Source organism: Acidovorax sp. FJL06 (assembly GCF_003852545.1).
Taxonomy (GTDB): domain Bacteria; phylum Pseudomonadota; class Gammaproteobacteria; order Burkholderiales; family Burkholderiaceae_C; genus Acidovorax.
Window position 1 is genome coordinate 38170 of record NZ_QAJR01000014.1, and the last position, 20809, is coordinate 58978.

General features: G+C 66.8%; 20 protein-coding genes. 13 read left to right on the forward strand and 7 right to left on the reverse strand.

The window, feature by feature from the left end:
- Positions 1–139: 139 nt before the first annotated feature.
- The 5 genes from phhA to DBV10_RS08755 form a co-directional block, all read right to left on the reverse strand.
- Positions 140–979 (reverse strand): phenylalanine 4-monooxygenase, encoded by an 840-nt coding sequence (phhA, locus tag DBV10_RS08735; RefSeq protein ID WP_124512645.1) that lies wholly within the window; start codon positions 977–979, stop codon positions 140–142.
- Positions 980–1044: 65 nt separating this feature from the next.
- Positions 1045–2013, reverse strand: a complete 969-nt coding sequence (locus DBV10_RS08740; protein WP_124512647.1) for a tripartite tricarboxylate transporter substrate binding protein — start codon at positions 2011–2013, stop codon at positions 1045–1047.
- Between the two features lie 83 nt (positions 2014–2096).
- Positions 2097–3209 (reverse strand): 4-hydroxyphenylpyruvate dioxygenase, encoded by a 1113-nt coding sequence (hppD, locus tag DBV10_RS08745; protein WP_124512649.1) that lies wholly within the window; start codon positions 3207–3209, stop codon positions 2097–2099.
- A 175-nt stretch (positions 3210–3384) separates the two neighbouring features.
- Positions 3385–4389, reverse strand: coding sequence for a lipase secretion chaperone (locus tag DBV10_RS08750; protein ID WP_233589854.1), 1005 nt, complete (start codon positions 4387–4389; stop codon positions 3385–3387).
- Between the two features lie 2 nt (positions 4390–4391).
- Positions 4392–5330, reverse strand: coding sequence for a triacylglycerol lipase (locus DBV10_RS08755; protein ID WP_124512651.1), 939 nt, complete (start codon positions 5328–5330; stop codon positions 4392–4394).
- 164 nt (positions 5331–5494) lie between these two features.
- On the opposite strand from DBV10_RS08755, the gene DBV10_RS08760 reads away from it, so the two are divergent.
- The 6 genes from DBV10_RS08760 to fabB all read left to right on the forward strand — a co-directional run bounded on the left by DBV10_RS08760 (position 5495) and on the right by fabB (position 11545).
- On the forward strand, positions 5495–5977 hold the full coding sequence (locus DBV10_RS08760) for an Lrp/AsnC family transcriptional regulator (RefSeq protein WP_124512653.1): 483 nt from the start codon (positions 5495–5497) through the stop codon (positions 5975–5977).
- A gap of 224 nt (positions 5978–6201) precedes the next feature.
- Complete coding sequence (locus DBV10_RS08765) at positions 6202–6939, forward strand: GNAT family N-acetyltransferase (RefSeq protein WP_124512655.1); 738 nt, start codon at positions 6202–6204, stop codon at positions 6937–6939.
- Between the two features lie 103 nt (positions 6940–7042).
- Complete coding sequence (locus DBV10_RS08770) at positions 7043–7918, forward strand: HlyC/CorC family transporter (protein ID WP_124512657.1); 876 nt, start codon at positions 7043–7045, stop codon at positions 7916–7918.
- A gap of 88 nt (positions 7919–8006) precedes the next feature.
- Positions 8007–9641 (forward strand): apolipoprotein N-acyltransferase, encoded by a 1635-nt coding sequence (gene lnt / locus DBV10_RS08775; RefSeq protein WP_124512659.1) that lies wholly within the window; start codon positions 8007–8009, stop codon positions 9639–9641.
- 159 nt (positions 9642–9800) lie between these two features.
- A complete protein-coding gene (gene fabA / locus DBV10_RS08780) occupies positions 9801–10322 on the forward strand; it encodes a 3-hydroxyacyl-[acyl-carrier-protein] dehydratase FabA (protein ID WP_063459951.1) in 522 nt (173 codons plus the stop codon).
- Positions 10319–11545: a beta-ketoacyl-ACP synthase I gene (fabB, locus tag DBV10_RS08785; protein ID WP_124512662.1), complete on the forward strand. Its 1227-nt coding sequence runs from the start codon at positions 10319–10321 to the stop codon at positions 11543–11545. Before fabA ends, fabB begins: the two co-directional genes overlap by 4 nt.
- A gap of 85 nt (positions 11546–11630) precedes the next feature.
- Here the strand turns inward: fabB and DBV10_RS08790 are convergent, their stop codons facing one another.
- Complete coding sequence (locus DBV10_RS08790) at positions 11631–12542, reverse strand: LysR family transcriptional regulator (protein ID WP_124512664.1); 912 nt, start codon at positions 12540–12542, stop codon at positions 11631–11633.
- A gap of 190 nt (positions 12543–12732) precedes the next feature.
- Between DBV10_RS08790 and DBV10_RS08795 the strand changes: the two genes are divergently transcribed.
- The 7 genes from DBV10_RS08795 (at position 12733) to DBV10_RS08825 (ending at position 20160) form a co-directional block, all read left to right on the forward strand.
- Positions 12733–13818 carry a type II asparaginase gene (locus DBV10_RS08795; RefSeq protein WP_124512666.1) on the forward strand — a complete coding sequence of 362 codons (1086 nt, stop codon included), beginning with the start codon at positions 12733–12735 and terminating at the stop codon, positions 13816–13818.
- A 241-nt stretch (positions 13819–14059) separates the two neighbouring features.
- Complete coding sequence (gene glyQ, locus DBV10_RS08800; RefSeq protein ID WP_010462637.1) at positions 14060–14965, forward strand: glycine--tRNA ligase subunit alpha; 906 nt, start codon at positions 14060–14062, stop codon at positions 14963–14965.
- Between the two features lie 11 nt (positions 14966–14976).
- A complete protein-coding gene (gene glyS / locus DBV10_RS08805; RefSeq protein WP_124512668.1) occupies positions 14977–17118 on the forward strand; it encodes a glycine--tRNA ligase subunit beta in 2142 nt (713 codons plus the stop codon).
- A gap of 51 nt (positions 17119–17169) precedes the next feature.
- Positions 17170–17775, forward strand: coding sequence for a D-glycero-beta-D-manno-heptose 1,7-bisphosphate 7-phosphatase (gene gmhB / locus DBV10_RS08810; RefSeq protein WP_124512670.1), 606 nt, complete (start codon positions 17170–17172; stop codon positions 17773–17775).
- A 75-nt stretch (positions 17776–17850) separates the two neighbouring features.
- On the forward strand, positions 17851–18624 hold the full coding sequence (locus tag DBV10_RS08815; protein WP_124512672.1) for a 1-acyl-sn-glycerol-3-phosphate acyltransferase: 774 nt from the start codon (positions 17851–17853) through the stop codon (positions 18622–18624).
- Between the two features lie 10 nt (positions 18625–18634).
- Positions 18635–19600, forward strand: coding sequence for a M48 family metallopeptidase (locus DBV10_RS08820; protein WP_124512764.1), 966 nt, complete (start codon positions 18635–18637; stop codon positions 19598–19600).
- A gap of 137 nt (positions 19601–19737) precedes the next feature.
- Positions 19738–20160, forward strand: coding sequence for a rhodanese-like domain-containing protein (locus DBV10_RS08825; RefSeq protein ID WP_124512674.1), 423 nt, complete (start codon positions 19738–19740; stop codon positions 20158–20160).
- A 70-nt stretch (positions 20161–20230) separates the two neighbouring features.
- Here the strand turns inward: DBV10_RS08825 and lysM are convergent, their stop codons facing one another.
- Positions 20231–20719, reverse strand: coding sequence for a peptidoglycan-binding protein LysM (lysM, locus tag DBV10_RS08830; protein ID WP_124512676.1), 489 nt, complete (start codon positions 20717–20719; stop codon positions 20231–20233).
- Positions 20720–20809: the final 90 nt, after the last annotated feature.

Below are 20809 nucleotides of genomic sequence, written 5' to 3' on the forward strand. Positions count from 1 at the left end.
GCCCTGAACCCAAGCATGCTTGTCAAACCAGCACGCCCAGGCTTCGACCAAATCAGCCCGAATGGCTGCTTGGGTGCTATGAAAACAATAGCTATTAGCGCCTTGTAGACAGGCGAAAGAAGCCGTTTTCATTCAAAACTCAAGCCACCACAGCCTCCCGCTCATCCGCCGCAAACTCCGGCAACCCTTGGAGCCGCTCATAGATCGGCGCAAAGTCCGCCGCCGTCATCTCAAACAGCTGCTCAAAACTGTCGATCACAAAATACGTCTGCTGGTACGTATCGATCTTGTAGCGCGTGCGCATGGTCCGCTCCAGCGCCAGCGGAATGCGCTGGGGCTCGGGGCTCTGCACCGAATACGCCAGCTCGCCCGACGAACTCAAAATGCCCGCGCCATAGGCCCGCAGCTCCCCCGCCTCGCGGATCAGGCCGAACTCGATCGTGTACCAATACAGGCGGCTCAGCATCTCGCACGACCCCAGCCCCTGGGCCTTCAGTCCGCCCTGGCCGTAGCGCTGCACATAGTCCGCAAACACGGGGTTGAACAGCAGCGGCACATGGCCGAACAGGTCGTGAAAAATGTCGGGCTCGACGATGTACTCGAACTCCTCGGGCTTGCGGATCCAGTCCGTCACCGGGAATTGGCGGTTGGCCAGCAGGGTGAAAAACGGCACCTCCGGGATCAGACCGGGCACGCCCACCAGCTCCCAGCCCGTGGCCTTGTAGAGGCGCTCGTTAACCTCTTCAAAACGCGGAATGCGGTCGCTCGCTCCCAGCGACGGCAGGGCGTCGATGAACGCCTGGCTCGCCAGGCCGGGCAGCAGGGCGCGCTGGCGTTCGTACAGGCGGCGGTAGGTGTCGTGGTCGGCGGCGGTGTAGGCCGCGTAGTTCTGCGGGCAGGTGTAGTTCTCGCCGGCACGCGAGTAGTCGCCCCGGGGCGGGCGGGTGGATTGGCCATAGACGACGGGGGCTTGTCCCATTTTTGTACTCCTTTGCCGCCATGGTCGGCGCACCGCGAAAGTGGTGCGCATCTGCCCGGCAGCTGCTAATCGATCTTGATTTTTGCGGCCCGGATCAGGAACTCGTACTTGCTGTTTTCCGAGCGCACAAATTGCGCGAACCCGTCGAGCATCAGCTCTTCGGGCGTGATGCCCATCTTCTTGAACTTCTCCTTGCCGGCGGGCGCATGCATGGCGGCCGAGAAGGCCGTGGCATAGCGGCGTGCGTCCGCATCGGGCAGCGCGGCGGGCGCGAACAGCCCGAACCAGGTGGACACGTTGAAGCCCTGCACGCTGTCGTTGATGCTGGGCACGTTGGGCAGCGCCTCGTTGCGGCTGAGCGTGGTCACGCCCAGCGCCAGCAGCTTGCCCGACTGGATCTGCGGCAGCGCCGAGGCCAGGTTGTCGAACACCATCAGCACCTGGCCCGATTCCAGCGCGGCCAGCGCGGGCTTGGAGCCCTGGAAGGGCGTGTGGCCCATCCGGGTGTTGGTGAGCGACTCGAACATTCCGGCCGAGATGTGGCCGATGCTGCCGTTGCCGCCCGATCCGTACTTGAACTGGTCGGGGTGCTTCTTGAGGTGCCGCACCAGGTCGGGCGTGGTCTTGATGCCCAGCTTGGCGGCCTGCTCTGCGTTCACCACCAGCACATTGGGCGTGCGCGCGACCAGGGCCAGGGATTTGAAGTCCTTGAGGGGGTTGTAGGGGAAGTTCTGGTACAGCCAAGGGTTCACCGCGTGGGTGGCCACTGCGCCCATCAGCACCTGGTTGCCGGCCTTGGGGGCCTTGGCCACCTGGTCGGCGCCGGTGCCGCCGCCGGCCCCCGGCTTGTTCTCCACCACGATGGGGCCGAGCTGGCCGGCGGCACCAGCGGCCACGATGCGGGCCGAGATGTCCAGCGGGCCGCCAGCGGGGTAGGGGACCACGATGGTGAGGGGGGCAGACGGGTTCTGCGCGAGCGCGGCACTGGCCGCGCTCGTCAGAAGGATGCTGAACAGGGTGCTACGGAGCGACATCGGGATCCTTTTGAGTTCCGGGGAGCGCGCAGTATAGGCACCTGTTCAGGGTAAACCCTTGATGCTGTCAGGACCCGGCCGGGTCAGGTGTTCAGCACCCCGCGGCGGATCTGGTCGCGCTCCAGCGATTCGAACAGCGCCTTGAAGTTGCCTTCGCCAAAGCCGTCTCGGTAGTCGCCCTCGCGCTGGATGAATTCAAAGAACACCGGGCCCAGCATGGGCGTGGAGAAGATCTGCAGCAGCAGGCGGGGCGTGCCGTCGGCCGTGGTGCCGTCCAGCAGGATGCCGCGCGACTGCAGCTCGGGCACGGGCTGGCCGTGGCCGGGCAGGCGGGTGTCCAGCATTTCGTAGTACACCTCGTTGGGCGCCGTGGCCAGGGGCACGCCGGCCAGGCCCAGCTTGTCCACCACGTCCAGCAGGTTGTCGCAGATCAGCGCGATGTGCTGGATGCCTTCGCCGTTGAACTGCATCAAAAATTCTTCGATCTGGCCGCCGCCCTGCTTGGCTTCTTCGTTCAGCGGGATGCGGATCTTGCCGTCGGGCGCGGTCATGGCCTTGCTGGTCAGGCCCGTGTATTCGCCCTGGATGTCGAAGTAGCGGATTTCGCGGAAGCCGAACAGCTTCTCGTAGAAGTTGGCCCAGAAGCCCATGCGGCCCCGGTACACGTTGTGCGTGAGGTGGTCGATCAGGTTCAGGCCGTGGCCTGCAGGGCGGCGGTCCACGCCTTCGATGAATTCGAAGTCGATGTCGTAGATGGACTTGCCGTCTTCAAAGCGGTCGATCAGGTACAGCGGTGCGCCGCCAATGCCCTTGATGGCGGGCAGGCGCAGCTCCATGGGGCCGGTGGGGATCTCGATGGGCTGGGCACCCAGCTCCAGCGCACGGTTGTAGGCTTTGTGCGCATCCTTCACGCGAAAGGCCAGGCCGCAGGCCGAGGGGCCGTGCTCCGCGCCGAAGTAGGCAGCCTGGCTGTGGGGCTCGCGGTTCAGGATGAAGTTGATGCCGTTCTGGCGGTACAGCACCACGTCCTTGGAGCGGTGCTTGGCCACCAGCGTGAAGCCGAGCTTTTCAAACACCGCCTCCAGCACGCCCGGTGTGGGCGAGGTGAACTCGACGAATTCGAAGCCCATCAGGCCCATGGGGTTGTCCCAGGCTTCGAGCTGGGCGGCGGTTTCTTGCGGCAGGGCGGCGTTCATGGGGTGTCTCCGGCATTCGTTGATGAATGTCATGGACTGTAGGCGCGCCCTGCCTCATGTTTCTGGCGAAATCAAGAGGCTTTGGTCTCTGATTTGCAGGAATCTTGTGAAAACTCAAATTCTGACGCAGGCTGTCGGCGCAGTCCGTGGGGGCCGCCCATTGCGGCTCGCTGGCTCAGGAGCCGGTGCCGGTGCTGGCGGCCTGCAGCTTGCGCAGCGCCAGCGCGGCGTCCACGCGCTGCTGTTCGTCGGCGGAAAAAAGCTGTTGGCGCAATTGCTGGGTTGCGGCCCCATCGCCCTGCTGGGCCCGGGCCTGGCTGTACTGGGCCAGGCGCTGCTGCCAGTGCTGCTCCTCCCGGTCGAGCCGGGCCAGTGCATGGGCGGCGGCCTCGCCATACTGGGCGCTGCGCGCGGCGTGGCGCGTGTGGTCGTCGGCGTTCTGGGCATTGAAGGCGGCGGTCTGTGCGGCGGCGGCCAGGTGCTCGGTGGCGGCGCTGCGTTCGGCGCGGCGCTCGGGCGAGAGTTCGCTGTCGGCTGCCTGCAGCGCCTGGGCGCGCTGCTCGGCTGTGAGCTGGGGGTTGCGGGCCGCCTCCAGGCGCGCCAGGGTGTAGCGGTCCAGCTCGGCCTCGCGCGCAAACAGCGCGTCGTATTCGGCCCCGTCAAAAAACTGCAGGCGCACCGTGTGGCGGGCGTCCATCGCATCGCGCAGGGCGCGCGGGTCGGTCGGGTCCTGGGGCGCGCGCAGCTGGCCCAGGGCCACGCGGTAGTCCACATAGCGCTCGGCCAGCGCCAGCGCGCGCGTGGCCAGGGCGGCGGGGAAGTGGCGCCCCACCAGTGCGGCCAGGCGCTGCTTGAGGATCGCGGGGTCGCTGGTGTCGCCCGCTTCGAGCAGCAGGGCCTCCAGCGTGTTGCGCAGGCCGTCCACCAGCAAAGGGTCGGCCATGCCCTCCGTGCCGCTGGCGCGGTGGTGCGCCAAGGCATTCGCATCCGCGCCCGCACCCTGCGCGGACGGGGCATGCAGGCCTGCGCTGGGGACTGGCGCGGCGTCCGCGCCCAGCGGCCCCGCAGGCCATGCGCCCACACCGGGCCAGCCCGCGGGCCCCATCAGCCACCAGGCCACGGCGGCCGAGGCAAGGATGGCCAGGGCCGCTGCGGTGCGGGGCCGGATGTGGGGAGTCATGCTCACAGGCCCTGCTGCTTGAGGCGATTGGCGTGCTGGCGGTACAGCGTCACCGGGTCGGTGGAGAACCAGTCGCGCAGGCCCAGCAGCTGGTTCACCTCGTCCAGGTGGTTCTGGCGGTAGTCGCCCAGGTGCTTGCCCAGGCGCGACGAGCAGGCCGACACCAGGCCGTCGTTGGCTTCGCCAAACACCAGGCTCAGCACGCTGAGCAGGCCGTCGCTGGCGTCGAACACATTGGTCAGCGGCTGCGTGCCGGTCCAGGAGTAGTAGCGCACGCCGTTCACCAGCTCGGCCCCGCTGCCGCAGCCCGTGGGCACGGCCTGCGGAAAGCGGCGGTTGAAGTCGGCCAGGCCGGCGGTGGTGAGCGAGTCCAGCGCCGCCGTGGGCATCTGGGGCAGGCCCGTGCCGCCGGAGGTCAGGTTGATGAGTGCCACCAGCGCCGACGCTGCGCCGCTGGCCAGGGTCTCCGACACCGAGCCTGCGGGCGCCACGCCACGCAGGATATCGGCCACGCGCGAGCCCTTGTTCACGCCCCCGATGGAGGTGACGGACGCCACCAGCTGCGGCGCCACGCCCGCCACGTAGCGCGTGGTGGGGCCGCCGTGCGAGTGGCCCACCAGGTTCACCTTGGCCGCGCCGGTGATCGCCAGGATGGTCTTGACCTGGGCCAGCAGCTGCTCGCCCCGCACCTCGGAGCTGTTGGCGGCCGACACCTGGGCCACATAGACCTTGGCACCGCCCTGGCGCAGCGCGTCGGGGATGCCGTAGAAGTAGTCGATGCCCAGGGCCGAGTCAAAGCCGAACAGGCCGTGCACCAGCACGATGGGATACCGCGTTTGCGTGTAGCCCGTTTGCGCCTGCGCGCCCACGCCCACCAGCAGCAACCCCGCCGTCGCCGCCAGCACCAGTCGCCGCAGCAAGCGGCTGAAAAATCCGGTCATGTATTTGTCTCCGTTGATGTGATTTCTTATGTTTGCAAAAAAGAACGACCGTTCGTTTTTGCAAGGTTTATTTTTCGTGGAGGCGGCCGGTGTCACTATCGGGACATACCCGAGCCCGCAGGCTGTGGGGCGCCAAAGTCCAGGATTTCGTAGAATCCTGCGCCATGAAAGCCTTTGACGCATTGGACAAGCTGGATCGGGCCATTCTGCGCCGCCTGCAGGAAAACGGCCGTGAAACCTACGACGTCATCGGCGAGCAGGTGGGCCTGTCGCCCAGCGCCGTGCTGCGCCGGGTCAAGCGGCTGGAAGACAGCGGCGTGATCCACCGCTACGTGGCGCTGGTGCAGCCCGAAGCCGTGGGCCTGGGGCTCACGGCCTACCTCAACGTGCGGCTCGAAAAACACACCGAAAGCCACAAGCGCAACCCCATGGACCTGTTCCGTGCCAGCGTGCAGACCTGGCCCGAGGTGGTGGAATGCGCCTCGCTCACCGGTGAGATGGACTACCTGCTGCGCGTGGTCGTGGCCGACATGGCGCACTACAGCCGCTTCATCATGGACACCCTGCTCAAGCACCCCAGCGTGCAGGACTGCAAGACCAGTTTTGTGCTCGACCGCGTGAAGGCGACGACGGCCGTGCCGGTGTAAGGGGTGGGGGCTGCACCCAGGGGCCGCTGTTGCCGGGGGAGCCGCTCCGCTATACGCTTGGGATGGCTGGGTGGTGGTTCTTGTTGCTCTTGAAACGAGAGCTAAAACATCTTGTGCAGATTGCGGAAGCCCCGCTTTTCATGGTTTTTGAGTGCGGTCACTATTTTGCTGCGCTGCAGCAAAATGACTGGAAATGATTGGGGAAAACCCTTACATTACACGGCATGATCGCAACCAAAGACTGGCTCAAGGCATCCTGGTACGCCGGCAGGGACATGCTGCGTCCGGTGACGGGCGGCCCTTCTGTCGGTGACATTCGCATCAAGCAGGAGGTGCCCGTGATGGTTCCTATCCGTGCCCTGGGGCCTTCTTACCGCGAGCGGATCACCCAGCATCTGCTGCAACTGGAGCCCGCCGACCGCTACCTGCGGTTTGGCTATGCCGCCAACGATGAACAGATCCGCCGCTACGCCGAGCAGCTCAACTTCGACCGCGACGAGATCTTTGGCGTCTACAACCGCCGCCTGGAGCTGATCGCCATGGCGCACCTGGCGTTTTCCGAGCACCCCGAGCACAAACACTGCGCTGAGTTCGGCGTGTCGGTGCTCAAGCAGGCCCGGGGCCGTGGCTTTGGGGCGCGCCTGTTCGAGCGTGCCGTGATGCATGCCCGCAACGAAGGGGTGAACATGGTGTTCATCCATGCGCTGTCCGAGAACACGGCCATGCTCAAGATCGCGCGCAACGCGGGGGCCACGGTGCGCCGCGATGGCTCCGAATCCGAGGCCTACCTGCAGATCCCGCCCGCGAGCCTGGACACGCGCATGGCCGAGATCGTGGAGCAGCAGTTTGCCGAGGTGGACTACCAGCTCAAGAAGCAGGCCAAGCAGTTCTGGGATTTCCTGGCCAACGTGCAGGAAGTGCGCAGCGGCGTGCAGCACGCGCGCCACCAGTCGGCCGAATAACGGCCGCGCAGCGGGCCGGGCCTGGGCATGGCGCGGGCCCTGTCACGGCAATCCGCTATCCTAGGGGCCCGATCCACTACCGCACGTCCTGCGCACCACGACAGTGTCTGATCCGCATCCCGGGCGCCTGCCCGAAAAGGAAGACAAACGCAGCTTCCTGCAGAAGGTGGCCGAGTTCATCCACCCCGGCCCCGACTCGACGGAAGAGTTGATCGAAACCCTGGCCGAGGCCGAGGACAACGAAGTCATCGGTGCCGAGTCGCGCGTGATGCTGGAGCGTGTGATCCGCATGGCCGACATGACGGCCGGCGATGTGATGGTGGCCGCGCCGCGCATGGACCTTGTCAACATCGACGCGCCGTTTGACGAGCTGCTGCACCTCGTGATCAGCACCGCGCATTCGCGGTTTCCGGTGTACCAGGGCGAGCGCGACAACATCATCGGCATCCTCATGGCCAAGGATCTGCTCAAGTTGCAGCGCGCGCCCGGGTTCAGCATCCGCGCCCTGCTGCGTCCGGCCGTGTTCGTGCCCGAAAGCAAGGGCCTGAACGATCTGCTGCGCGAGTTCCGGGGCAACCGCAACCACCTGGCCATCGTGATCGACGAGTTTGGCCGCATGGCCGGGCTGGTCACCATCGAGGATGTGCTGGAGCAGATCGTGGGCGAGATCGAGGACGAGTTCGACATCCCCGAGGACGACGGCGACATCTTCGGCCTGGCCGACCGCACCTACCGCGTGAGCGGCGACACCTCGGTCGAGCGCGTCTGCGAAGCCTTTGATGCGCTCATCCAGAGCAGCGACCCCGGCGAGAGTTTTGACACCATCGGCGGCCTGATCGCCCATGAAATGGGGCACGTCCCCAAGCGGGGCGAGCACCTGCAACTGGGCGGCCTGCATTTTGTGGTGCTGCACACCAAGGGCGGCGCCGTGCGCTGGTTCAAGGTGTCCAAGGCCGAAGACGGCAGCGCTGCCGGTTGATGGCGACTTGCGCAAAACAGAGTTCAAGCAAGCGATCCGCCATAGTGAGCCGTCTGTTGTTCCATCCTTATTTGTGTAAGTCTTGTTGATGCTGCGGGCTTCCTTGACGATGCGCTGGCCCCTGCAGGCGCTGCTGGCACTGGCCGCAGGGCTGGCACAGGCGGCGTCGCTGGCCTGGCCGGGCAGTGGCCAGCCCCTGTGGTGGCTGCAGCTCGTGTCCCTGGCCGTGCTGGCCCGCCTGGTGCGGCCCATGGCCAATGCTGCCACGGGTGGGGCGGTGTCCTGGCAGCGGGGCGCGCTCATCGGCGGCGTGTTTGCCACGGCCTGGCTCTCTGGCACCTTCTGGTGGCTGTTCATTTCCATGCACGCCTATGGTGGCCTGCCTGCGCCGCTGGCGGTGGCTGCGGTGCTGGGGTTGGCCGCGTTCCTGGCCAGCTACTACGCCGCTGCCTTGGCCTTGTTTTGCCGCCTTGCGCCCGTCCATAAAGCGGGAGCTGCTCTGCTTTTCGGAGCGCTCTGGTTGTTGGCCGAGCTGGCGCGGGGGATCTGGTGGACGGGCTTTCCCTGGGGCGCGGGGGGCTATGCCCATGTCGATGGGCCCCTGGCGGTGCTGGCGCGGTATGTGGGCGTCTATGGCGTGGGGGCAGTGGCCGCCGTGCTGGCGATGGGGGCGGTGCAGCTGCGCCCCGCCGACCTGCGCCGTGGGCGGCTGTGGGCGTGGCTGCTGGCCATGGCGGGCGTGCTGGCCCTGGCCACGGTGGGCCGCTTCTGTGCCGTCAATCTCTGCCACACCCCTTCGCAACCCCCGCCGCCGCCGCTGAGCCTGGAGCTGCTGCAGGGCAACATCCCGCAGGACGAAAAATTCCAGCCGGGCAGCGGCGTGCCCGTGGCGCTGCAGTGGTATGCCCAAGCGCTGCGCGATGCCAAGGCGGACCTGGTGGTGGCGCCCGAAACCGCGATCCCGCTGCTGCCCCAGCAGCTCATCCCGGGGTATCTCGAAGGCCTCCAGCAGCGCTATGCACAGGGCCCGCAGGCCGCGCTGGTGGGCATTCCGCTGGGGGATGAAACCCTGGGCTACACCAACTCGGTGCGGGGCATGGGCCCCTCCACGCCGGGTGGGCAGGCCGAGCCCTACCGCTACGACAAGCACCACCTGGTGCCCTTTGGCGAGTTCATCCCGCCGTTCTTCAAATGGTTCACGGCCATGATGGACATCCCGCTCGGGGACTTCAACCGGGGGGCAGTGGGCCAGCCGTCGTTTGCCTGGAAGGGCCAGCGCATCGCACCCAACATCTGCTACGAGGATCTGTTTGGCGAAGAGCTGGGCGCGCGCTTCATCGACCCGGCCCAGGCGCCCACGGTGTTCGTCAACTTCAGCAACATCGGCTGGTTTGGCGACTCGCTGGCGATTGACCAGCACCTGCACATCAGCCGCATGCGCGCGCTGGAGTTCGAGCGCCCCATGGTGCGCGCCACCAACACCGGCGCCACGGCCATCATCGACCACCGGGGTATGGTCACCCACCAGCTGGAGCGCCACACCCGGGGCGTGCTCCGGGGCGAAGTGCAGGGCCGGGGGCTCAGCGCGCCAACCGGCTGGGCGATCACGCCCTATGCGTGGTGGGTGGCCCGCTGGGGGCTGTGGCCGCTGTGGGCACTGGGGGGGCTGGCGCTGGTTGCGGCCCTGCTGGCCCAGGGTGTGCGCAGGGCGCGGGGCGGTTGATCCAGGTCAGCCGCCAGCTGGGCCACAGGGTGCGGGACAATCCCTTCTTTAGAGGCGCCTCCCTATGCCTTGATAATAGAGCCCCGCAAGCGGGGGCTTGTTTTGCGGACAACGATGATTTGAGGCGGGGGAACCCGCCGTTCTGGAGCACGACTGAAAATGGCAGATTCCTTTTCCTACGAACAACTGATCGCCTCGGGCGAGGGCCGGCTGTTCGGCGCTGACAGCGGGCGTCTGCCGCTGCCACCCATGCTGATGTTTGACCGCATCACGCACATCGACAGCGATGGCGGCGCGCATGGTTTGGGAAAGATCGTCGCCGAACTCGACGTCAAGCCCGATCTGTGGTTCTTTGCCTGCCACTTCCAGGGCGATCCGGTCATGCCGGGCTGCCTGGGCCTCGACGCCATGTGGCAGCTGATCGGCTTTTACCTCACCTGGCTCCAACTGCCCGGCCGGGGCCGCGCGCTGGGCGCGGGCGAGGTCAAGTTCACCGGTGAAGTGGGCCCGGATGTGAAGCGGGTGACCTACGAAATCGACATCAAGCGCGTGATCAAGCGCAAGCTGGTGATGGCCATTGGCGACGCCCGCTTGCTGGCCGATGGCAAGGAAATCTACGTAGCCAATGACCTGCGCGTGGGACTGTTCAAGCGCGAGGGCGACGACAAGGACGCAGCATGACCAGCAAAAAGCGTGTAGTCATCACCGGCGCGGGCATCGTCTCGTGCATCGGCAACGACCTGGCCACGGTGGAAGCCTCGCTGCGTGCGGGCACCAGTGGCATCAAGGCCGTAGAAAAATTCAAGGAACTGGGCCTGCGCAGCCAGGTCGGCGGCGCCCCTGAGATCGACATCGAAGCGCGCATCGACCGCAAGCAGCTGCGCTTCATGGGCGATGCAGCGGCCTATGCGCAGATCGCGCTCGAAGACGCCATTGCCCAGGCAGGCCTCACGCCCGAGCAGGTGAGCCACCCGCGCACCGGCCTCATCATGGGCTCGGGCGGCGGTTCGCCCGCCAACCAGATCGAAGCGGCCGACACGCTGCGTGAAAAGGGCATTCGCCGCGTGGGGCCCTACCAGGTCACGCGCTGCATGAGCTCCACCGTGTCCGCCTGCCTGGCCACCAACTTCAAGGTCAAGGGCATCAACTACTCCATCACCTCGGCCTGCTCCACGTCGGCGCACTGCATCGGCGCGGCCGCACAGCAGATCGCCTGGGGTGTGCAGGACGTGATGTTCGCGGGCGGTGGCGAAGAGCTCTCCTGGGGCATGTCGCTGCTGTTCGACGGCATGGGCGCGATGTCCAGCAAGTACAACGACACGCCCGAGAAAGCCTCGCGCGCCTACGATGCGAACCGTGATGGCTTCGTGATCGCCGGCGGCGGCGGCGCCGTGGTGCTGGAAAGCCTGGAGCATGCCCAGGCGCGCGGCGCGACCATCCTGGCCGAAGTGGTGGGCTTTGGCGCCACCAGCGACGGCGAAGACATGGTGGCCCCGTCGGGCGACGGCGCCATTGCCTGCATGCAGCAGGCGATGGAAGGGCTCGACGCCCCCATCGACTACATCAACACCCACGGCACCTCCACCCCGGTGGGCGACATGCAGGAAGTGCGCGCCATGCGTGCCCTGTTTGGCGACCAGGTGCCCCCGTTCTCGTCCACCAAGTCGCTCACCGGCCACTCGCTGGGTGCCACGGGTGTGCAAGAGGCCATCTACTGCATGATCATGCTGAACAAGGGCTTCATCGCCGGTTCGGCCAATGTGGAAACCCCTGACCCGGCGCTGGGCGCCATGCCACTGGTCATGCAGACGCGCGATGCGCAGCTCACCACGGTGCTCTCCAACAGCTTCGGCTTTGGCGGCACCAACGCCAGCCTGGTGCTGCGCCGCTGGTCGGGCGCCTGACGCGGTAAGCGCTACCGCTTCGCCCCAACCCGCCCCCGCATTCGCGGCGGCGGGTTTTTTCTTGGCAGGCGGTCGGCTCCGTCGGTTACTTGCGCGGCCGTGGTGGCGACAGCGCTTCGTGCAGCAGCGCAGGCAACATGGCCAGCATGCGCGTGGCCTGTAGCCCCGGAGGGTGGTGGCTGGCGTGGTAGCTGTACAGCGACATGGGCGGCAGGTCGGGCAGCTCCACCGCCGCCACATGGGCCGGGTCCAGGCGGATGGCCGTGAGGAAGTCCACCACCGTCCAGCCCATGCCCAGCCGCACCAGCTCCAGCGCCAGGCGCGAGGTCTGCACCTGGATGCCGGGCCCGCCCGGTGTGCCCAGGCGGTCGGCCGTGCGGTCGATGGACTGGCGCATCGGGTCGTCGCCCACCAGCCGGACCACGGGCACCTGCGCCAGGCGCGCGGCCGTGCTCGCGGCGCGTGGGGCACGGTCCCACACGGTGCGCGCCACGGCCAGCGACAGGCGGCCGCTGACCAGCAGCTCGCTGTGGATCTGCGGGTGCGGGTGCTCGAAAAAACCCAGCCCAAAGTCCACGCTGCGCGTGAGCAGCGCCTGCGTCATCTGGTCCTGGTGGATGGTGCGCACCTCCACCCCCACCTGCGGGTGCTTTTGCGCATGGCGGTGCAGCAGCGTGGGCAGAAACTCGTGGGTGATGGAGGGGATGGCGGCCAGCCGCACGTCGCCCAGCTCGGTGGTGGCCAGGTTGCGCGCGGTGCGCTGCAGTGCGTCCAGCTGGCGGTGGATGCTGCCGGATTCTACGGCCAGCACCTGCGCCTCGGGCGTGGGCGTGAGGCCCGCCGGCGTGCGGTTGAACAGCCGGTAGCCCAGCTGCAACTCGGTGTGGGCCACGGCCTTGCTCACAGCCGACGGTGTGATGCACAACAGGCGGCCTGCGGCACTCATGCTGCCCGTCTGCAAAACGGCCTGGAACACTTCGAGTTGGCGCAGGTTCATGGGGACACAGGGAAGAACAGCGAAGAAGGGGTGTGAATTCAATTCACAGGGTGAGGCCAATTATTCCACTTGGCTGTGTGTGGATTTCTCATAGGATGCCGCACCGCCCGCCACCCGCAACCGGGGGCGGGTGGTGGCGGGACGCAGCACACCCAGGCTGTACCAAAAAAATGAACCGGAGACACAAACCATGCGAATTTTTTCTGCTTCTTCCTCGTCCATCACGCGCCGCTGGTTTGCGGGCGTGGTGCTCTCGGCCCTGTCCTCGGTCGCCCTGGCCCAGGCGGCCAAGCCCCATGTGGTGGTGCTGGCCACGGGCGGCACCATTGCCGGCGCGGGCGCATCGGCGGCCAACAGCGCCACCTATGCGGCCGCCAAGGTGCCGGTGGACAAGCTGCTGGCGGGCCTGCCCGAGCTGGCCAGCGTGGCCAAGGTCTCCGGCGAACAGGTGTTCCAGATCGCGTCCGAGAGCTTCACCAACGAGCACCTGCTGCGCCTGGGCCAGCGCGTCTCGGCCCTGTCCAAGCAGGCCGATGTGGACGGCATCGTCATCACCCACGGCACCGACACGCTGGAAGAAACCGCCTACTTCCTGAACCTCGTGGTGCGCACGGCCAAGCCCATCGTGGTGGTCGGCTCCATGCGCCCCGGCACGGCGTTGTCGGCCGACGGTGCGCTGAACCTGTACGACGCCGTGACCGTGGCGGCCAGCAAGGACGCCGCCGGCAAGGGCGTGCTCGTCACCATGAACGACGAGATCCAGAGCGGCCGCGATGTGAGCAAGACCATCAACATCAAGACCGAGGCCTTCAAGAGCCAATGGGGCCCGCTGGGCATGGTGGTGGAAGGCAAGAACTACTGGTTCCGCGCGCCCATCAAGCGCCACACCCTGAACTCCGAGTTCAACATCGACGACATCAAGGCCCTGCCCGCCGTGGACATCGTCTATGGCTACGGCAACATGAACACCACCGGCATCGAGGCCTATGGCAAGGCGGGCGTCAAGGCGCTGGTCCACGCCGGCACGGGCAATGGTTCGGTGGCCGCACAGGCCGTGGAGGCCCTCAAGGCCCTGCGTGGCCAGGGCGTGCAGATCATCCGCTCGGCCCGCGTGCCCGACGGTTTTGTGCTGCGCAATGCCGAGCAGCCCGACGACAAGTACGACTGGGTGGTGGCGCATGACCTGCGCCCTCAAAAGGCCCGCATCCTTGCCATGGTGGCTTTGACCAAGACCCAGGACAGCAAGGAACTCCAGCGCATCTTCTGGGAATACTGATCTCCCGAACTGCGCACCAACCGCTCGCCAGAGCGCACTGCAAGCGACACCGGTGGCCAAGGCCGGGGCTCCACAAGGGCCCCGGCCTTTGTTCTTGGCGGGGCGCCGTAAAATCGCTGGTTTCGCCCTGGCACCACGCCGTTTCCTGATGGGAGGCAGCAGGCCCGGGCACCGGTTTGATCCCGTTGTTGTTTCACCTTTCTCATTGCCCGGCCCTGGTTCTGCCAGGGCCCCACACCTCATGTTGACCTTCCAGCAAATCATCCTGAAGCTGCAGTCCTACTGGGACGCGCAGGGTTGCGCGCTTTTGCAGCCCTATGACATGGAAGTGGGTGCCGGCACCTCGCACACCGCCACCTTCCTGCGCGCCATCGGCCCCGAGCCCTGGAAGGCCGCCTACGTGCAGCCCAGCCGCCGCCCCAAGGACGGCCGCTACGGCGAGAACCCCAACCGCCTGCAGCACTACTACCAGTACCAGGTGGTGCTCAAGCCCGCGCCGGCCAACATCCTGGAGTTGTACCTGGGTTCGCTCGAAGCCCTGGGCTTCGACCTCAAGAAAAACGACATCCGCTTCGTCGAAGACGACTGGGAGAACCCCACGCTGGGCGCCTGGGGCCTGGGCTGGGAGGTCTGGCTCAACGGCATGGAGGTGACGCAGTTCACCTACTTCCAGCAGGTCGGCGGCATCGACTGCAAGCCCGCCACGGGCGAAATCACCTACGGCCTGGAGCGCCTGGCCATGTACCTGCAGGGCGTGGACAACGTCTACAACCTGAAGTGGACCGACACGCTGAGCTATGGCGACGTCTACAAGCAGAACGAGGTGGAGCAGTCCACCTACAACTTCGAGCACAGCGACGCGGACTTTTTGTTCACCGCCTTCAATGCGCACGAAAAGCAGGCCAAGTACCTCATGGAGCAGCAGCTCGCGCTGCCGGCCTATGAGCAGGTGCTCAAGGCCGCGCACAGCTTCAACCTGCTGGATGCACGCGGCGCCATCAGCGTGACCGAACGCGCCGCCTACATCGGCCGCATCCGCAACCTGGCCCGTGCCGTGGCGCAGAGCTATTACGAGAGCCGCGAGCGCCTGGGCTTCCCCATGGCACCGCGCGAGTGGGTGGAACAGATGACGAAGAAGGCTGCGTGAGAGAAATGACGATGACAACCCAAAACCTCCTCGTAGAACTGTTTGTCGAAGAGCTGCCCCCCAAGGCGCTGCAAAAGCTGGGCGATGCCTTTGCCACGGTGCTGGGCGACCAGCTCAAGGCCCAGGGCCTGGCCACGGCAGCGTCCGTGGTCACGCCGTTTGCTTCGCCCCGTCGCCTGGCTGCGCATGTGACCGCGGTGGCCGACAAGGCCGCCGACAAGGCCGTGCAGCAAAAGCTCATGCCCGTGACGGTGGGCCTGGACGCCGGCGGCAACGCCACGCCTGCGCTGCTGAAAAAGCTGCAGGCGCTGGGCGCCGACGTGTCCGACCCGGCAGCCGCTGTGGCTGCATTGAAGCGCGCACAGGACGGCAAGGCCGAGGCCCTGTTCTACGACAGCGTGGTGCCCGGCGCTACGCTGCAGGACGGCCTGCAAAAGGCGCTGCTCGAGTCCATTGCCAAGCTGCCCATTCCCAAGGTCATGAGCTACCAGCTCGAAACCGACTGCGAGCTGCCCGGCTGGAGCAGCGTGAACTTCGTGCGCCCCGCACATGGCCTGGTCGCGCTGCACGGCAGCACCGTGGTGCCGGTGAAGGCGCTGGGTCTGTCGGCGGGCAACAGCACGCAGGGCCACCGTTTTGAAGCCGCCGTGTCGCCCGTGGTGCTGGCGGATGCCGACAGCTACGCCGCTACGCTGAAAAAGGACGGCGCCGTGATCGCCAGCTTTGCCGAGCGCAAGGCCGAGATCGCGCGCCAGCTGGCTGCGGCTGCTGCGAAGGTGGGCAACGGCGCGCGCCCCATCGACGACGAGGCGCTGCTCGACGAAGTGACCGCGCTGGTCGAGCGCCCCAACGTGGTCACCTGCTCGTTCGAGACCGAGTTCCTCGACGTGCCGCAGGAATGCCTCATTCTCACGATGAAGGCCAACCAGAAGTACTTCCCGCTGCTGGACGCCGCAGGCAAGCTGACCAACAAGTTCCTGGTGGTCAGCAACATCAGCCCCGAAGACACCAGCTTTGTGACCGGCGGCAATGAGCGCGTGGTGCGCCCGCGCCTGGCCGACGCCAAGTTCTTCTTCGACCAGGACCGCAAGAAGACCCTGGCCTCGCGCGTGGAAGGCCTCTCCAAGGTGGTCTATCACAACAAGCTGGGCACGCAGGGCGAGCGCGTGGAGCGCGTGCGGGCCATTGCCAAGGCCATCGCACAGCAGCTGGGCGATGCGCAGCTGGTGCAAGACGCCGACCTGGCCGCGCAACTGGCCAAGACCGACCTCGTGACCGACATGGTGGGCGAGTTCCCCGAGCTGCAAGGCATCATGGGCGGCTACTACGCCCTGAACGACGGCCTGGGCGAAACCGTGGCGCATGCCATCGAAGACCACTACAAGCCGCGCTTTGCCGGTGACACACTGCCGCGCAACACCGCCGGCGTGGTGGTGGCCCTGGCCGACAAACTGGAAACCCTGGTGGGGATGTTTGGTATTGGCAACCTGCCCACGGGCGACCGCGACCCGTTCGCGCTGCGTCGCCACGCACTGGGCGTGATCCGCATGCTGGTCGAGAAGGACTTGCCGCTGGACCTGAACGCCCTGCTGGCCGGTGCCGTGCCCGCCTTTGGCGACAAGATCACCGACGCATCGGCAGCCCTGGCCGACTTCATCTACGACCGCCTGGCCGGCAGCCTGCGCGAGCAGGGCTACCGCGCACAGGAAGTCGATGCCGTGATGGCCCTGCGCCCGCAGCGCCTGGCCTTGGTCGAAAAGCAGCTCGCCGCAGTGCGCGCCTTTGCCGCACTGCCCGAAAGCCCGGCCCTGGCCGCCGCCAACAAGCGCGTGGGCAACATCCTGAAAAAGGCCGAGGTCGAAGGGGCGGTGGACGCCCACGTCAACCCCGAGCTGCTGCAGGAAAAGGCCGAGCAGGACCTGTACGCCGCGCTGCAGCGCTTTGTGCCCGAGGCCAATGCGCAGTTCGACGCGGGCGACTACACCGCCAGCCTGCAGACCCTGGCCGTGCTGCGCGCGCCGGTGGATGCGTTCTTCGACGACGTCATGGTGAACGCCGAGCAGATGGACCTGCGCCTCAATCGCCAGGGCCTGCTCAAGAGCCTGCACGACGCGATGAACCGCGTGGCCGATCTCTCGCGCCTGGCGGTCTGACCCCGGGGCTGATAGGCTGGCGGTTCGTTCTCACAAGGCAAAACCCCTCCTATGAAACTCGTCATCCTGGACCGCGACGGCACCCTCAACCCGATGGGCGATGACTACATCACCTCGGCCGACGAGTGGACCGCCGTGCCCGGCGCGCTCGAAGCCATTGCCCGGCTCAACCATGCCGGCTGGCATGTGGTGGTGGCCACCAACCAGCCGGGGCTGGGCCGGGGGCTGTTTGATGTGGTGGCGCTCAACGCCATCCACGCCAAGATGCACCGCCAACTGGCGGCGGTGGGCGGGCGCATCGACGCGGTGTTCTATTGCCCGCACGCGGCCGACGAGGACTGCACCTGCCGCAAGCCTGCGCCCGGCCTGCTGGAGCAGATTGGCGACCGCTATGGCGTGGAGCGGCACGACCTGCGCGTGGTGGGCAGTTGCGAAGCCCATGTGCAGGCGGGCGCCGCGCTGGGTGCGCAGGTGCACCTGGTGTGCACCGGGCGTTCGGCCCAGGTGGTGCCCGGCGGGCCGCTGCCGGCGGGGCTGCCACCCGGCACGCTGGTGCATGCCAGCCTGGGCGATTTCGTGGACCAGTTGCTGCCCCTGGTGCCCGGGGCTCCGGCCACCGCAGCGCCGCTGCCTGCCGCGGGGCAGGGCGCCCACTAGCCACCGATTTTGCTATTTAATTAATAGCTGTTTGCGCTTGATGGACAGGCGCTGGCGGCCCAAAAGACTATAAAAATGGCTTTCATCCGTTCTGTCATTCACCTACTCTGGATGGGCATCACCGTGGTGCCCTATGCGCTGGCCATCATGCTGGGCACGCTGCTGGGGGTGCGCGGCCTGCCGCTGTACCGCATTGCGCGGGCCTGGCTGTCGCTGTGCATCAGTGGCGCGCGGGCCATCCTGGGCATCCGCGTCGAGATCACGGGCATGGAGAACCTGCCCCAGGGCGAGAACGCCGGCGCGGTGCTGCTGGTCAAGCACCAGTCCACCTTCGAGACCTTTTTGATGCCGACGATCATGCCGCACCCCCTGGCCTACGTGTTCAAGAAGGAGCTGCTGTATGTGCCCTTCTTCGGCTGGGCCATCGGCCGGCTGGACATGATCCACATCGACCGCAGTCAGCGCACCCAGGCCTTCAACAGGGTGGTGCAGCAGGGCAAGGACCTGCTGGCCAAGGGCATCTGGATCATCATGTTCCCCGAGGGCACACGCATCGCGCGCGGGCAAAAGGGCAACTACAAGACCGGCGGCACGCGCCTGGCCATCGACACCGGCGCGCCCGTGGTGCCGATTGCCGTCACGTCCGCCAAGGTCTGGCCGCGCAAGGCCTTCGTCAAGCGCCCGGGCGTGGTGGAGGTGTCGATTGGCCAGCCCATCTCCAGCGTGGGGCGCGAGCCCGACGAGCTGATGCGCGAGGTCGAAGCCTGGATCGAGGCCGAGATGCGCCGCCTGGACCCGGGGGCCTATCCGGCCACTGCAGCCAGCGCAGCCGTCCAGAGCGGGAAGTAAGCCCACCGTGATGCCGCGGCTTGTGCAGCTGGCGCTGGACCTGTTCGACCCCCCGGCCGCTGCGGCGCCCGCGCCAGTGGCCCCGGCTGCGGGTGTGCCAGGTGCCAAGCAAAAAATGCCCTCTGCGCCCGATGGGCAAGCGCTGATAGCTCCTAAAACAATAGTAAACCGCCCCTCAATCTCGGCGTCCCCGGCGGTGCCGCTGCCTTCGTTGCTGTCTCCCGCCGAGTTCCGCCACCCAGAGGCCAGCCGCGAGTTGCTGCTGGGCGATGCGGTGGTGGCCTATGCGCTGCAGCGCGCGCGGCGCCGCAGCATCGGCTTTACCGTGGGGGCCGACGGCCTGTCGGTGCGGGCGCCGAGCTGGGTCACACTGTCGGCGGTGGATGCCGCGCTGCGTGAAAAATCCGGCTGGATCCTGCGCAAGCTCTCCGAGGCCCGCGAGCGCCAGCAGCGCCTGGAGGGCGGCCGCATCGTCTGGGCCGACGGCGCCGTGCTGCCCTACCTGGGCGAGCCTTTGACCGTGGTGCTGGACCCGAGCCACGGCTTTGCAGGCAAGGGTGGGGCGCTGGTGGCGGCTGCAGGGCAGGGTGCCAGCCTGCACATCGGACTGCCCCACAGCGCCAGCCCCGCGCAGATCCGCGATGCCGTGCAGGCCTGGCTCATGCGCGACGCGCGCCGCCACTTCACCACGCGGCTGGACCACTTTGCCCCGCTGCTGGGGGTGCGCTGGGCCAGCCTGCGCCTGTCGAGCGCACAGACCCGCTGGGGCAGCGCCAAGGCCGACGGTTCCATCCGCCTGAACTGGCGCCTGCTGCACTACCGCCCGGCCGTCATCGATTACGTGGTGGCGCACGAGCTGGCCCACCTGCGCGTGATGGACCACAGCCCCCGCTTCTGGGACACCGTGGCCACCGTGGTGCCCGACTATGCGCAGCTGCGCAGCCGCCTGCGCGACGAACCGGCCCCTTTATGGTGAACCCCCCTGAGTCGCCTGCGGCGCCTTCCCCCGAGGGGGACGACGCCCTCGCTGCGGGGCGGCCCTTGCTCGGCGTCCCTCGCACTGGCCGCGCTTGATTCAAACGTTTTGCCCAATGCCCTGAAAGGATCGACACCATGACAACCACGCTCCCCCCTGTTTCCCCCGCCGACGGCTATGCCGGTGACGTGACCCCCCAGCAGGCCTGGCAGTGGGCGCAATCCGGCCAGGCCGTGCTGGTGGACGTGCGCAGTGATGCCGAGCGCGAGTGGGTGGGCCGGGTGCCTGGCGCGGCCGCCGTGGCCTGGAAACAGTGGCCCGGCATGGCCATGAATGCGGAGTTCGATGCGCAGATGCGCGCCGCCGTGCCTGCGGGCACGCCCGCCGTGCTGCTGTGCCGCAGCGGGGTGCGCTCCATCGCCGCCGCGCGCCGCGCCACCGAGCTGGGGATTACCGCGTACAACATCCTCGAAGGCTTCGAGGGCGACTCCGATGCGCAGGGGCAGCGCGGCAAGCGGGGTGGATGGCGCTTTCACGGCCTGCCGTGGAAGCAGGGTTGAGTGAATTGATTTGCTATTAAAAAAAGAGCTGCCAGCGCTGGCAGCTCTTTTGGCTTGAAGTCCTGGGGGCTTACTTGGCCAGGGGCGGAATGCGCAGCTTCTGGCCGGGGTAGATCTTGTCGGGGTGGCTCAGCATGGGCTTGTTGGCCTCGAAGATCACGGGATACTTGTTGGCGTCGCCGTAGAACTTCTTGGCGATGGCCGACAGCGTGTCGCCGCGCACCACGTCGTGGTACTGCGCTTCGGGCTCAGGGTGGGTCACGTCCATCAGGTTCTCGACGCTGGTCACGCCGGCCACGTTGCCGCAGCACAGGGTGATTTTTTCCTTGGCGGCCTGCGTGGGGGCCGCGCCCTTCACGGTGACCTTGCCTTCGGGGCCTTCAAAGGCCACCTGCACGTCGCTGGCGCCCAGGTTCTGGGCGGTGATGTAGGTCTCGATGGCCTTGCCCGCCTTGGCATTGAGTTCGCCCTGTGTGGGGGCGGCTGCCGTGGCGGCCTGCGCGTCTTTGCCGCCGAACAGCTTTTCACCGGCTTCCTTGATGAAACTGAAAAGACCCATGTCGTACCTCCTAATGTTGCAGAAACAGGAACAACCACTGTAGCGGGAATGTGGGGCCGTCCTGTGTCGGACAGCGGCGCGAAACGATTT